General features: G+C 72.1%; 10 protein-coding genes and 1 pseudogene. 8 read left to right on the forward strand and 3 right to left on the reverse strand.

Translation table 11 applies throughout. The features are described from left to right. Nucleotides 1-68: 68 nt before the first annotated feature. Nucleotides 69-686: pseudogene (locus ACWD11_RS29145) on the reverse strand (DUF262 domain-containing protein); the annotation flags it as partial. Nucleotides 687-858: 172 nt separating this feature from the next. Here ACWD11_RS29145 and panD point away from each other — a divergent pair. The 3 genes from panD to ACWD11_RS29160 are packed head-to-tail and all read left to right on the forward strand — an operon-like array spanning nt 859 to nt 2,325. Next, entirely contained in the window at nt 859-1,278 is a 420-nt protein-coding gene (gene panD, locus ACWD11_RS29150; RefSeq protein WP_389418986.1) for an aspartate 1-decarboxylase, read from the forward strand. Nucleotides 1,279-1,309: 31 nt separating this feature from the next. Further along, a complete protein-coding gene (locus tag ACWD11_RS29155) occupies nt 1,310-1,666 on the forward strand; it encodes a GNAT family N-acetyltransferase (RefSeq protein WP_451286545.1) in 357 nt (118 codons plus the stop codon). Continuing rightward, nucleotides 1,666-2,325: an aspartate/glutamate racemase family protein gene (locus tag ACWD11_RS29160; protein WP_451286547.1), complete on the forward strand. Its 660-nt coding sequence runs from the start codon at nt 1,666-1,668 to the stop codon at nt 2,323-2,325. Before ACWD11_RS29155 ends, ACWD11_RS29160 begins: the two co-directional genes overlap by 1 nt. A 708-nt stretch (nt 2,326-3,033) precedes the next feature. Here ACWD11_RS29160 and gndA read toward each other — a convergent pair. Then, nucleotides 3,034-4,473 carry an NADP-dependent phosphogluconate dehydrogenase gene (gndA, locus tag ACWD11_RS29165; protein WP_451286549.1) on the reverse strand — a complete coding sequence of 480 codons (1,440 nt, stop codon included), beginning with the start codon at nt 4,471-4,473 and terminating at the stop codon, nt 3,034-3,036. 300 nt (nt 4,474-4,773) lie between these two features. On the opposite strand from gndA, the gene ACWD11_RS29170 reads away from it, so the two are divergent. Then, nucleotides 4,774-5,880 carry a transglycosylase family protein gene (locus tag ACWD11_RS29170; RefSeq protein ID WP_451286551.1) on the forward strand — a complete coding sequence of 369 codons (1,107 nt, stop codon included), beginning with the start codon at nt 4,774-4,776 and terminating at the stop codon, nt 5,878-5,880. Here ACWD11_RS29170 and ACWD11_RS29175 read toward each other — a convergent pair. After that, entirely contained in the window at nt 5,870-6,940 is a 1,071-nt protein-coding gene (locus ACWD11_RS29175; protein ID WP_389418981.1) for a DMT family transporter, read from the reverse strand. The genes ACWD11_RS29170 and ACWD11_RS29175 overlap by 11 nt on opposite strands. Before the next feature lie 372 nt (nt 6,941-7,312). Here ACWD11_RS29175 and glgA point away from each other — a divergent pair, with 372 nt between their 5' ends. The 4 genes from glgA (at nt 7,313) to ACWD11_RS29195 (ending at nt 12,795) form a co-directional block, all read left to right on the forward strand. Further along, a complete protein-coding gene (glgA, locus tag ACWD11_RS29180) occupies nt 7,313-8,464 on the forward strand; it encodes a glycogen synthase (protein ID WP_389418980.1) in 1,152 nt (383 codons plus the stop codon). Between the two features lie 52 nt (nt 8,465-8,516). Beyond that, on the forward strand, nt 8,517-9,737 hold the full coding sequence (gene glgC / locus ACWD11_RS29185) for a glucose-1-phosphate adenylyltransferase (protein ID WP_389418979.1): 1,221 nt from the start codon (nt 8,517-8,519) through the stop codon (nt 9,735-9,737). Nucleotides 9,738-9,864: 127 nt separating this feature from the next. Further along, complete coding sequence (locus tag ACWD11_RS29190) at nt 9,865-11,196, forward strand: wax ester/triacylglycerol synthase family O-acyltransferase (RefSeq protein ID WP_389418978.1); 1,332 nt, start codon at nt 9,865-9,867, stop codon at nt 11,194-11,196. Between the two features lie 105 nt (nt 11,197-11,301). Then, complete coding sequence (locus ACWD11_RS29195) at nt 11,302-12,795, forward strand: SDR family NAD(P)-dependent oxidoreductase (protein WP_389418977.1); 1,494 nt, start codon at nt 11,302-11,304, stop codon at nt 12,793-12,795. Nucleotides 12,796-12,810: the final 15 nt, after the last annotated feature.

The following is a 12,810-nucleotide window of genomic DNA, read 5'->3' on the forward strand; positions in this document are numbered from 1 at the left end:
TGGGGCGCAGCTCCAACTGGCCCTCTGGGAGGTCGACGCCGTCCAGGGCGTTGAGACGGGTAAGGAGTTCAGCGCGCGGTCGGTGCGGCTCCCGTGCGGCCATGTACTCGCCGAGCATGAGGTACGCGCTCGTGGTGACGTGTCCCGCGCCGTGGCCAATCCAGCCGCCCAGTCCCTCCCAGTGGGCGAAGAGCGCGTGGACAGCTTCGACGGTCTCGATGAGTCGTCTGCCGCGAGCTGGCGGAAGAACCGTTCGGTGCGCGTCTCGCCTCGACGAGCTTCTTGCGGAAGAAGGCGTATGCGCCGGCGACGCCACTACCGGTGTCCTGGTCGGCGAGGGGGCCGCGGATGTGTGCGGCGAACTGCGGACGGTCCGCCTGCGTCGGCAACAGACGGAGATGTTCGTTGCCGCTGTTCCATTTGTTGATCAGGTATTGCTCGTCGATGCGCTGGGCCTCATTCGGCTTGGTTCCCGCGACATGATCGCGGATGGCGGCCAAAGCCAGGGACAGCGTGGTCATCCGCTGCTGGCCGTCGAAGACGAGCCAACGGGGAAAGGTCGCATCGTTCTGCGGCGACGGGGCGAGCACAACCGAACCGAGGAAGTGCGTACTCGCCTTTCCCTCCCCCGACTCCAGTAGCTCGGCCTGCTCCAGGATGTCGCTCCACAGCTGCTTGATCCTCGGTCGTCCCCAACGATTACACCAGGGCTGATCGGCTCTCCGGGCCGGAAACGGTTGTCAGTGTGAGCCTGGAGACACCGGGGGACAGCTGACCGGACGTGGCGGTCGTTGTAGTCTCCGAAGACCGCCCTTGACCCGCTGAGCGGGCAGGGAGCAGACCAATTGGGAGCTGTTCATGCTGCGAACCATGTTCAAGTCCAAGATCCACCGAGCCACCGTCACCCAGGCCGACCTGCACTACGTGGGATCGGTGACCATCGACGCGGAGCTGCTCGACGCCGCCGATCTGCTGCCCGGCGAGCTGGTGCACATCGTCGACATCACCAACGGCGCCCGGCTGGAGACGTACGTCATCGAGGGCGAGCGCGGCTCCGGGGTGATCGGGATCAACGGTGCCGCCGCCCATCTCGTGCACCCCGGGGATCTGGTGATCATCATCAGTTACGCTCAGGTCACCGACGCCGAGGCGCGCGCGCTCCAGCCGCGGGTCGTGCACGTGGACCGCGACAACCGGATCGTGGCTCTCGGCGCCGACCCGTCGGAGCCGGTGCCGGGCTCGGACCAGCAGCGCAGCCCGCAGGCCGTACCGGCCTGAGCGGAGCAGACGGACCGGACGGACCAGGAGCGTGCCCGCGAGCGAGATCGAGATCGAGATCCGTGACGACCGGGCGGCGGGCCGCCTGGAGGCGGTCGCGGGCGGCGAAGTGGTCGGCCGGATCGAGTACTTCGTCCTCGATGCCCCCGGGCGCGCCCTGGTCCCGGTTCACACCGTCGTCGAGCCCGCCCATGAGGGCAAGGGCATCGCCGGCTCCCTCGCCCGCGAGCTGTACGCCGTCGCCGAGCACGAGGGCACGGTCGTCGCCCCGCTGTGCCCGTACGTCGTCAAGTGGGCGGAGCGCCACCCCGACGAGGCCCCCGCCGCCGACCCCGAGCTGCTGCGCGCGGCGAAGGAATGGGTCGTGGCGCACCCCGGCCGCTTCTGATGGCCCTCACCCTCCTGCACACCTCGCCCGTCCACGTCCCCGTCTTCGACGTCCTGCGCGACGAGGCCCACCCGGGGCTGGAGCTGCGGCACGTCGTCGACGAGCGGCTGCTGGAACGGGCCCGCGCGGAGGGCCCCGACGCGGTCGCGGAGGACGTGGCCGCGATCCTGCGCCGTGCCGTCGCAGAGGGCGCGCGTGCCGTGCTGTGCACCTGCTCGACCATCGGCGGCGTGGCCGAGGCGGCCGACGTCGGCGTACCCGTGCTGCGCGTCGACCGTCCGATGGCGGCAGCCGCGGTCGCGACCGGCACCCGCGTCGTTGTCCTCGCCGCCCTGGAGAGCACGCTCGGCCCGACGGCGGACCTGATCCGGGAGGAGGCCGAGCGCGCCGGACGCCCGGTCGAGGTGCGGACCCGGCTCGTCGAGGGGGCCTGGGCGCGGTTCGAGGCGGGCGACGCGCACGCGTACGCGACGCTGGTCGCCTCCGCCGCCGACGAGGTCACCGACGCCGACGCGATCGTCCTGGCCCAGGCCTCGATGGCCCCGGCGCAGCGGCTGACCACGACCGCCGTCCCCGTGCTCTCCAGCCCGCGTCCGGGCCTGGCTGCCGGGGCCCAGGCGGGTGACTGCACGGGCGAGCCGGGGTACGCGGGGCAGTAGTCCTAGGAGCCGCCGCTTCATCCAAGGCTGGAGGACACGATGACCAACCCGTACCCGGACCCGGTCCACCCGGACCCGACCCCGGGCCCCGCCCCGACCCCGGACCCGGCCCCCGCGCCGACGCCGGGTCCCCCGCCGACCCCGGACCCGCGTCCGGCGCCGGGCCCCGTCCCCACGCCCCCGCCCTCACCGCCGGGCCCGCAGCCGGTCCCGGACCCGAGTCCGTCCCCGGTCCCACCGGGCCCGGAGCCGGTCCCGAACCCGGAACCGGCCCCGGTCCCACCGGGCCCGGAGCCGGTCCCGAACCCGGAACCGGGCCCGCCGCTGTCGTGAGGCAAGGGGCTCGGTAGAAGAACGCGGCGAGCACAGTCGTACGGAGGGACGCGGAGCGCGATCGGCCCCGCGTCCCTCCATGAGCCCCGCCAAGCGGTCTCCCCGCCCGGTCCCGAACCCGGGCCGGGCCCGCCGCTGTCGTCAGTCAGGTGGCTAGCAGAAGAACGCGGCGAGCGCAGTCGTACCGAGGGGCACGGCTGCTGGCAACTGGCCGCGCCCGCCCGATCCCGCCAAGCGGTCTCCCCGCCCGGTCCCGAACCCGGAGCGGGCCCGCCGCTGTCGTGAGGCAGACGGCTCGGCAGTAGAACGCGGCGAGCGCCCACGTACCGAGGGGCGCAGGGCGCAACAGGCCCCCGCCCACCCGCGCAAGCCCTCCTACCCGGTCACCTCCGACCGGTCCCCGCCCCACAGCGTGTGGAACGACCCCTCCCGGTCCACCCTCCGGTACGTGTGCGCCCCGAAGAAGTCCCGCTGCCCCTGCGTCAGCGCCGCGGGCAACCGCTCGGCGCGCAGCGCGTCGTAGTACGCGAGGGCCGCGGAGAAGCCCGGAGTCGGTACGCCTTGCCGGGTCGCCGCCACGATCACCTCACGCCAGTCGTCCTGAGCGGACGCGATCTCGCCGGCGAACGTCTCGTCCGCCAGCAGGCTCGGCAGATCCGCCCGGGCGTCGTAGGCCGCGCGGATCCGGTCCAGGAACGCGGCCCGGATGATGCACCCGCCGCGCCAGATCGCGGAGACGGCACCGAGATCGATGTCCCAGTCGTACTCGGCGCGCGCCGCGTCCATCTCGTGGAAGCCCTGCGTGTAGGACACGATCTTCGAGGCGTACAGCGCCTGCTCGACGCGGTCGGCGAAGGTGGCCGCCTCGGCTTCACCGAGCGGCGCCGCCTTCGGTCCCGCCAGCTCCCGCGAAGCGGCCCGCAGCTCCGCGTGGCCGGACAGGGAACGCGCGAAGACGGCCTCGGCGATACCCGACACCGGGACGCCCAGGTCCAGCGCGATCTGCACGGTCCACCGCCCCGTGCCCTTCTGCTCCGCCTGGTCCACCACGACGTCCACGAACGGCTTGCCCGTGGCCTCGTCCACGTGGGCCAGCACCTCGGCCGTGATCTCGATCAGGTAGGAGTCGAGACGGCCGGTGTTCCACGTCCGGAAGATCTCCGCGATCTGCGCGGGGGAGTAGCCCGCGACATCGCGCAGCAGCTGGTACGCCTCACCGATCAGCTGCATGTCGGCGTACTCGATGCCGTTGTGCACCATCTTCACGAAGTGCCCGGCGCCGTCCGGACCCACGTGCGTCACGCAGGGCGCCCCGTCCGTCGCCTTCGCGGAGATCTTCTCCAGCATCGGGCCGAGCGAGTCGTACGACTCCTTCGGGCCGCCCGGCATGATGCTCGGGCCGTTGAGCGCGCCCTCCTCGCCGCCGGAGACGCCCATGCCGACGAAGTGGATGCCCTGCTCGCGCAGTTCCCGCTCACGGCGCCGGGTGTCGGCGAAGTGCGCGTTGCCGCCGTCGATGATCATGTCGCCGGGCTCCAGGAGCGGGGCGAACTCCTGGATCACCGCGTCGGTGGGCTCACCGGCCTTCACCATGACGACCAGGCGGCGGGGCCGCTCCAGCGCCGCCACGAAGTCCTTGGCGGTCTCGGCCGCGATGAACTCGCCCTCACCGCCGAACTCCTCCACCAGCGCGTGGGTACGCGCCGACGTCCGGTTGTGCACCGCGACCGTGTAGCCGTTGCGGGCGAAGTTGCGGGCGAGATTGCGTCCCATGACCGCGAGACCCGTGACGCCGATCTGGGCTGAATTGCTCATTCCGTTGGCTCCTAAGGAATCCGGTACCGATGGTGCCGGTCGTGGCCGGTCGTGGCCGGTTCGTGGCCGCCAGTATTGCCGCAGGGACCATCTTGACGTGCCGGTACTCCGGCCGCACTCCCGGGTGGCTCGATGTTCCGCAGGCTGATACGCACGGAAGGGCCCGCCCGCCTCAGCCGTTGCGCAACCGGAGCCCCGCCCTTGCTTCTTGAGCCACATCGCGGCCGATTGCTGTCTTGTCATGGCCTGTTACGGGCGCTTACTTTTGGCCCTCCTGACGCATGTCGAGGGGGCACCGTTATGGCCGCACGCGGCCGGCACCGCCGGTATCAGCCGAACAGGATCAACCGAGCCTCGCTCACCGTGACGGCGGGCAGCGCCGGGATGGCGATCCCGCTCATCGGCACCGGAACCGCGCAGGCGGCGGACGTGGAGACCTGGGACAAGGTCGCCGCGTGCGAGTCGACCAACAACTGGAACATCAACACCGGCAACGGCTACTACGGCGGCCTCCAGTTCGCCCAGTCCACCTGGGAGCAGTACGGCGGCACCCGGTACGCCCCGCGGGCCGACCTGGCCACCAAGGACGAGCAGATAGCCGTCGCGGAGAAGGTCCTGGACGGACAGGGCCCCGGCGCCTGGCCGGTGTGCTCGGTACGGGCCGGGCTCACCCGGGGCGGGGAGAGCCCCGAGCTGAAAACCTCGGTACCGGACGTCAAGCCGCAGACCACACCGCAGTCCCGGGCCGGCAAGGCCCAGATGTACACGGTGGTGCGCGGCGACACCCTCTCCACGATCGCCGACGAGCAGGACGTCCGGGGCGGCTGGCGGGGGCTGTACGACGCCAACCGCAGGACCGTGGGGGCGGATCCGGACCTGATCATGCCCGGGCAGCGGCTCGCCCTCGGCGGCGGGTCCGCCGCGAAGACGACTCCGGCGGCCGCCAAGCCCCTGCCGAAACAGAAGACTTCCGAGAAGTCCACGCCCGCGAAGACCTCCAAGAAGACCATGGTCTCCCCGGTGAGCGCGCCCACCGGCACGCCCTACCACAAGGCGGGCACCTCCTGGTCGAAGGGCTACCACACCGGCGTCGACTTCCCCGTCGCCACCGGTACGACCGTGCGGTCCGTGGCCGACGGCAAGGTGGTCGGTGCGGGCTGGGAGGGCTCCTTCGGCTACCAGGTGGTGGTCCGGCACGCCGACGGCCGCTACACCCAGTACGCCCATCTGTCGGCGATCTCCGTGCGCAGCGGCCAGCAGGTCGGCGCCGGCCAGCGCATCGGCCGTGCCGGTTCCACGGGCAACAGCTCGGGCCCGCATCTGCACTTCGAGGTGCGGACGGGGCCCGGCTTCGGGTCGGACATCGACCCGGTGGCCTACCTGCGGGCAGGCGGCGTCAGGATCTGACGCGCGTCCGGTGCCGGTCCAGGACCGGCATCGGGACGTAGGGGCCGCCGTAGAACGGCCCGTAGAGGTGCGGTGAGGCGGCGCTCGGCGTCGTCTCCTGCTGCGCGGGGAGCACGAGAACCAGCTCCTCCGCGGAGGCGGAAGCGAGGACCAGCTCCTCGGTGGAGGCGGGCGAGGGCGCCGGCGCCGGTGTCGCGGGGAGTTCCGGGACCGGCCGCGCGGGTGCCGGAGCGCGTTGAATGCGCTCCGTCGTCAGCAGGATCAGGCCACCCGTCGCGACCACACCGCAGCTCAGCGCGAGCGCGGTGCCGGTGGTGCCGTAGCGGAAGGTTTCGCCGAACATCGTGATGCCGACCGCGGCCGCGATCACCGGGTTCACGACCGTCAGCACCGCCAGCGGGGCCGCGAGTCCGGCGCCGCGGTAGGCGGCCTGGGACAGCAGCAGACCGGCGGTGGCGAAGACACCGATGGTGGCCAGGGACGGCAGGTCGCCCGCCGTCACCCCGCCGTCCCAGTCGACGGCGACGATCTTCGTGAACACCGAGGACATGCCGAAGGCGATACCGGACGCGGTCGCGAGCAGTACGCTGCGCACCACCGGGTGCCGGTGGGCCGCCCGGCCCGCGATCATCAGGGTCGCGACGGCGCCCGCGGTGACCAGGGCCACGCCGGTGCGCTGCGCGGTGTCGAGGGACTGCGACTCGGAGGCGCCGACCAGGGAGAGCAGACCGGCGAGACCGACGGTCGCCATGATCGCGCCGCGCCAGGCGGTCGCCCCGGCCTTGCGGCCGACGAACAGGGCCGCCATCGGCAGCGCGAACACGATGGTGAGCGCTCCCAGCGGCTGGACCACGCTCAGCGGTCCGTAGGCGAGGGCCGCCACGTGCAGCAGCCCGCCCAGGCCGTTCAGCGCCACGGCGGCCCACCAGACCGGCCGGCGCAGCGGCGCGTAGTGCTGTCCGGGCGTGGACACCGCGACGCGCTCCTGCACGATCGCTCCGCCCGCGTAGGCGACGGCGGAGACGAGGGACAGGAGCACGGACAACGCGAGGGCACTCATGAGCGGCTCCTCTGCGTGAGGCGGGGGCTCGTCGTCCCGCGCGGCCAGCTGTCGGCTTCCATAGCCAACACGATGCCGTTAAAAGTTCTTCCCGTCGTCGTCCCTGAGCAGGCAATGACTCCTACTGCCGATGGAGTACAAAACGCCCTCCGTCCTCCTGAGGGTGGGGGGTGCACCCCGAGACGTCTACGGCCGCCCTTGGTGCCACCGCTCCTCGTGGACCTCGACCCTAGGGCTGGACATCATCTGATCTTTACGGCAATTCTATGACTTTTCCCCCTCGCGAGGCAGCCGAGTCCCCGCCCGCTGAGCTCTTCCGCGCGCGCCGCATCTGGGTGACCATGGGGGACCGGCCGAGACAGGGGGATGCTGGTGCGAGTGGGACTGTTGACCCGGGAGTACCCGCCGGATGTGTACGGCGGCGCCGGTGTCCATGTGGAGTTCCTCGCCCGGGAGTTGACGTCCCTGGTCGACCTGGAGGTGCACTCCTGGGGCGAGGGCCGCGCCGAGGGCGTGCTGCGCCACCGCCCCTGGTCCGCCCTCGACACCGCCAACGACGCGCTGCGCACCTTCTCCGTGGACCTCGCGATGGCCGCCGCCCTGGAAGGCAGCGAACTGGTCCACTCGCACACCTGGTACGCCAACCTCGGCGGCCATCTGGCCAAGCTGCTGTACGGCATCCCGCATGTGATGACCGCCCACTCCCTGGAGCCGCTGCGGCCCTGGAAGGCCGAGCAGCTCGGTGGCGGGTACGCCTTGTCCAGCTGGGCGGAGCGCACCGCGATCGAGACCGCGGACGCGGTGATCGCCGTGTCGGGCGCGATGCGCGAGGACATCCTCGCCTGCTACCCGGGGCTGGACCCCGCGCGGGTGCGCGTCGTGCACAACGGCATCGACACCGACCTGTACCGCCCCGACCACGGCACCGACGTGCTGGACCGGATCGGCATCGACCGGGGCCGCCCGTACGTCCTGTTCGTCGGCCGGATCACCCGCCAGAAGGGCGTGCCCCATCTGCTGCGCGCGGTACGGGACATCGACCCGGCCGCGCAGGTCGTGCTGTGCGCGGGCGCCCCCGACACCCCGGAGATCGACCGGGAGTTCCGCGAGCTCTTCGAGGAGCTGAGCCGGGTGCGCGCGGGCGTGCACTGGATCCCGCAGATGCTGCCGCGCCCCGAGGTGATCCAACTCCTCACGCACGCCGCCGTGTTCGCCTGCCCCTCGGTGTACGAACCCCTCGGCATCGTCAACCTGGAGGCGATGGCCTGCGGGACCGCGGTGGTGGCCTCGCGGACCGGCGGGATCCCCGAGGTCGTCGACGACGGCAAGACGGGACTGCTGGTGCCGGTGGACGACGGCTTCGAGGCGGGCCTCACGCGGGCCCTGGACTCCGTGCTCGCGGATCCGGAGGGCGCCCGGGCGATGGGCGAGGCCGGACGGGAGCGCGCGGTGGGGGAGTTCGGCTGGGACGCGGTGGCGCGGCGCACGGTCCGGCTCTACGAGGAGATCCTCGAACAGGCGTAGGACACCTCGAGTGGGGGCAGGCTGGGGTCAATCTGCTTGAGGGGAGCGGCCCATGCGTCGTGGCGGACCTTCGGTGCTCGGCATCGTGCTGGCGGGCGGAGAAGGCAAACGCCTGATGCCCCTGACGGCGGACCGCGCGAAACCAGCGGTCACGTTCGGCGGCACCTACCGGCTCGTCGACTTCGTCCTGTCCAATCTGGTCAACGGCGACATCCTGCGCGTCTGCGTGCTCACGCAGTACAAGTCGCACTCGCTGGACCGGCACATCACCACCACCTGGCGGATGTCCAGTCTGCTCGGCAACTACGTCACCCCGGTCCCGGCCCAGCAGCGCCTGGGCCCCCGCTGGTTCCTGGGCAGCGCGGACGCGATCCTGCAGTCCCTGAACCTGATCTACGACGAACGGCCCGAGTACGTCGCGGTGTTCGGCGCCGACCACGTGTACCGCATGGACCCGCGGCAGATGCTGGCCCAGCACATCGAGTCCGGCGCGGGGGTGACCGTGGCCGGGATACGCGTCCCGCGCGGCGAGTCCGCCTCGTTCGGGGTGATCAGCCCCGGCTCCGACGGGCAGACGGTGGAGCGCTTCCTGGAGAAGCCCGCCGACCCGCCCGGCCTGCCGGACGACCCCGAGTGCGTGTTCGCCTCGATGGGCAACTACATCTTCACCACCAAGGCCCTGATCGAGGCGCTCCAGCGGGACGCCGAGGACGACCGGTCCGTGCACGACATGGGCGGCTCGATCCTGCCCCAGCTCACCGAGCGGGGCGAGGCGCAGCTGTACGACTTCAGCGCCAACCACGTCCCCGGCGAGACGACCCGGGACCAGGGGTACTGGCGGGACGTCGGCACGCTGGACGCGTACTACGACGCCCATATGGACCTGATCGCCGAGCGGCCCGCCTTCAACCTCTACAACCGGCAGTGGCCCATCTACACCCACTCGGGCCAGCTCTCCCCGGCCCGTTTCAACGCGGGCGGCATCGCCGGGGAGTCGATCATCAGCGCGGGCTGTCTGATCCGGGGGCAGGTCACGCGGTCCGTGCTCTCGCCGGGTGTGGTGGTGGACCCCGGGGCGGTGGTCCAGGGGTCGGTGCTGCACGACAACGTCCACATAGGCCGGGGCGCGGTGGTGCGGGGGGCGGTCCTGGACAAGAACGTGGAGGTGCCGCCGGGGGCGACGATCGGCGTCAATCCGGAGCGGGACGCGGAGCTGTACACGGTCTCCAAGGGCGGGGTCATCGCGCTGGGGAAGGGGCAGCGGGTGACCTGACCTCGCGCTCCGCCAACGGGTTGGACTTAATCTGCTGTTAACTGTGCGTAGCTTGATCGCACTTGACCGTAATCGCTCGAGGACGATTGACTGCTGGTCCACCCCGTCGTCGACGCGAGGCAAGCCCTTGACTTCCGACCTGCTGGCCCCTCTCGACCTGGCGTTCTGGAACATCGAGTCCGCACGGCACCCGATGCACCTCGGTGCCCTGGGTGTCTTCTCCGCGCGGTCGCCCACGGCCGGGGCGCACGCCGCCGACCTCCTCGCGGCCCGCGCCGCCGCCGTCCCCGGGCTGCGGATGCGCATCCGGGACGTATGGCAGCCGCTCGCCTTCGGCGCCGCCACCCGGGAGCCGGTCCCCGGCTTCGACCCCCTGGACCATGTGCGGCTGCACGCCCCGGCCGACGACTTCCAGGCGGTCGCCGGACGCCTCATGGAGCGCCCGCTGGAGCGCGGCCGGCCGCCCTGGGAGGCCCATGTGCTGCCCGGCGCCGACGGCGAGTCCTTCGCCGTGCTGTTCAAGTTCCACCACGCCCTCGCCGACGGACTGCGCGCGCTGACCCTCGCCGCGGCCGTGCTCGACCCCATGGACCTGCCCGAGCCACGGCCCCGCCCGGCCGAGCCCCCGCGTGGCCTGCTCCCGGACCTGCGGGGGCTGCCCGGACTGGTCCGGGGCGCCCTGTCCGACGTGGGCCGCGCCCTGGACATCGGCGCCTCCCTCGCCGTGTCGACCCTGGACGCCACGCTGGCCGCGCGCTCCACGGCCGCGCTCACCGCCGAGCCCAGCGGCACCCGACGTACCGCCGGAGTCGTCGTCGACCTCGACGATGTGCACCGGGTGCGCAAGGCCGTCGGCGGCACCGTCAACGACGTACTGATCGCGGTCGTCGCCGGCGCCCTGCGCCGCTGGCTGGACGAACGCGGCGACGGCAGCGAGGGCGTCGCGCCCCGCGCCCTGATCCCCGTCTCCAGGCGCCGCCCGCGCACCGCGCACCCGCAGGGCAACCGGCTCTCCGGATACCTCGTGCGGCTGCCCGTCGACGACCCCGACCCGCTGCGCCGCCTCGGCACGGTCCGCGCCGCCATGGACCGCAACAAGGACGCGGGCCCGAACCGCGGCGCGGGCGCGGTGGCCCTGCTCGCCGACCACGTCCCGCCACTCGGCCACCGCCTCGCCGGCCCCCTGGTCGGCCAGGCCGCCCGGCTCTGGTTCGACCTCCTGGTCACCAGCGTCCCGCTGCCCGGCCTCGGCCTGAGACTCGGCGGCAACCCGGTCACCGCCGTCTTCCCTTACGCGCCGCTAGCCCGCGGCCAGTCCCTCGCGGTGGCGGTCTCGACGTACCGCGGCGCGGTCCACTACGGCCTGGTCGCCGACGCGGTGGCCGTACCGGATCTGGACCGGCTGGCGGCGGCGCTGTCGGACGAGGTGGAGACGCTGATCACGGCCTGTGACCCTTGACCGTCCCGGTTTTTGGTAGTGACGCCCGGCGCTCCGTAGAATTCCCCGTTCGAAAGCGGACGCGGTCGGAGCGCCGCACGGGTGAGCAGGGAAGCGGCAGCGGCGATGACGGTGACAGAGGACGGTCCGGCGACCACGGAAGAGGTCGTGTACGGCCCCGGCATCGACCCCGAGCGGCTGGCCGTCTGCCTCAGCGTGCTGGAGGAGCTCGACAAGCTGGAGGTCGACCACCCCGACGCCGTCGCCGTGCGCCGGGCCACCGCGGGCGTCTACCGCACGGTCAAGCAGCGCCGCCGCCAGGAGCGCCGGGCCGCCAAGACCGCCCACGACAGGGCGGTCACCGAGGCCACGGCGACCGGCTCCGCGCAGCGCATCGACGACGAGACCGAGGGGCTGCTGCCGTCGTCGCCCACCGAGGAGGGGCGGATCGCCGGGATACTCCAGCGCCCGCGCTCCTGCTACACCTGCAAGACGCGGTACGTGGAAGTCGACTACTTCTACCACCAGCTCTGTCCGGACTGCGCCGCGCTGAACCGCACCAAGCGCGACGTCCGCGCGGACCTCACCGGCAAGCGGGCGCTGCTCACCGGCGGCCGCGCCAAGATCGGCATGTACATCGCGCTGCGACTGCTGCGCGACGGCGCGCACACCACGATCACCACGCGGTTCCCGAAGGACGCCATCCGCCGCTTCAAGGCCATGGACGACTCCGCGGACTGGATCCACCGCCTGGAGGTCGTCGGCATCGACCTGCGCGACCCGGCCCAGGCCGTCGCCCTGGCCGACCGGATGAGCGAGCAGGGCCCGCTGGACATCCTGATCAACAACGCGACCCAGACGGTACGGCGCCTGCCCTCGGCCTACGCCGCGCTGGTGGACGGCGAGTCGGCGCCGCTGCCCGCCGGTGAGCTGCCCGCCCACCACGTCATCGGCGCCTTCAACTCCGGCGCGGTGGACGGCCTGGCCGCGCTGCCCGCCGGGATCTCCGGGCTCGACGCGCAGCAGGTGGCCGACCTCGCCCTGGTCGCGGGCCACGCCAGCGTGGAGCGGCACCGCGACGGCACCGCCATCGACGCGGGCGGTCTGCTCCCCGACGTCGTCGACACCAACACCTGGGTACAGACCATCGAGCAGATCTCCCCGGTGGAGCTGCTGGAGACCCAGCTGTGCAACTACACGGCGCCGTTCATCCTGATCAGCAAGCTCCGCCCGGTGATGGCACAGGCGGCCCGCAAGGCGTCCTCGGGCCGCGCGTACGTCGTCAACGTCTCGGCGATGGAGGGCGTGTTCGGCCGCGGCTACAAGGGCGCGGGGCACCCGAACACCAACGCCGCCAAGGCCGCGATGAACATGGTGACCCGGACCAGCGCCCAGGAGATGTTCCAGTCGGACGGCATCCTGATGACCTCGGTCGACACCGGCTGGATCACCGACGAGCGCCCCCACTACGACAAGCTCCGCCTCGCCGAGGAGGGCTTCCACGCCCCCCTGGACCTGGTCGACGGCGCGGCCCGGGTCTACGACCCGGTGGTGCGCGGCGAGGCGGGCGAGGACGTGTACGGCGTCTTCCTGAAGGACTACGCGCCCGGCAAGTGGTGACAGCGCGGCCGGCCG

This window comes from Streptomyces sp. NPDC002776, from assembly GCF_053592195.1.

What these genes read in the sequence shown, in the direction of transcription:
- ACWD11_RS29170 (WP_451286551.1), top strand. Translation starts at nt 4,774, where the DNA reads ATGGCCGCACGCGGCCGGCACCGCCGGTATCAGCCGAACAGGATCAAC.
- ACWD11_RS29175 (WP_389418981.1), bottom strand. Translation starts at nt 6,940, where the DNA reads ATGAGTGCCCTCGCGTTGTCCGTGCTCCTGTCCCTCGTCTCCGCCGTC.
- glgC (WP_389418979.1), top strand. Translation starts at nt 8,517, where the DNA reads ATGCGTCGTGGCGGACCTTCGGTGCTCGGCATCGTGCTGGCGGGCGGA.
- ACWD11_RS29160 (WP_451286547.1), top strand. Translation starts at nt 1,666, where the DNA reads ATGGCCCTCACCCTCCTGCACACCTCGCCCGTCCACGTCCCCGTCTTC.
- panD (WP_389418986.1), top strand. Translation starts at nt 859, where the DNA reads ATGCTGCGAACCATGTTCAAGTCCAAGATCCACCGAGCCACCGTCACC.
- gndA (WP_451286549.1), bottom strand. Translation starts at nt 4,473, where the DNA reads ATGAGCAATTCAGCCCAGATCGGCGTCACGGGTCTCGCGGTCATGGGA.
- ACWD11_RS29195 (WP_389418977.1), top strand. Translation starts at nt 11,302, where the DNA reads ATGACGGTGACAGAGGACGGTCCGGCGACCACGGAAGAGGTCGTGTAC.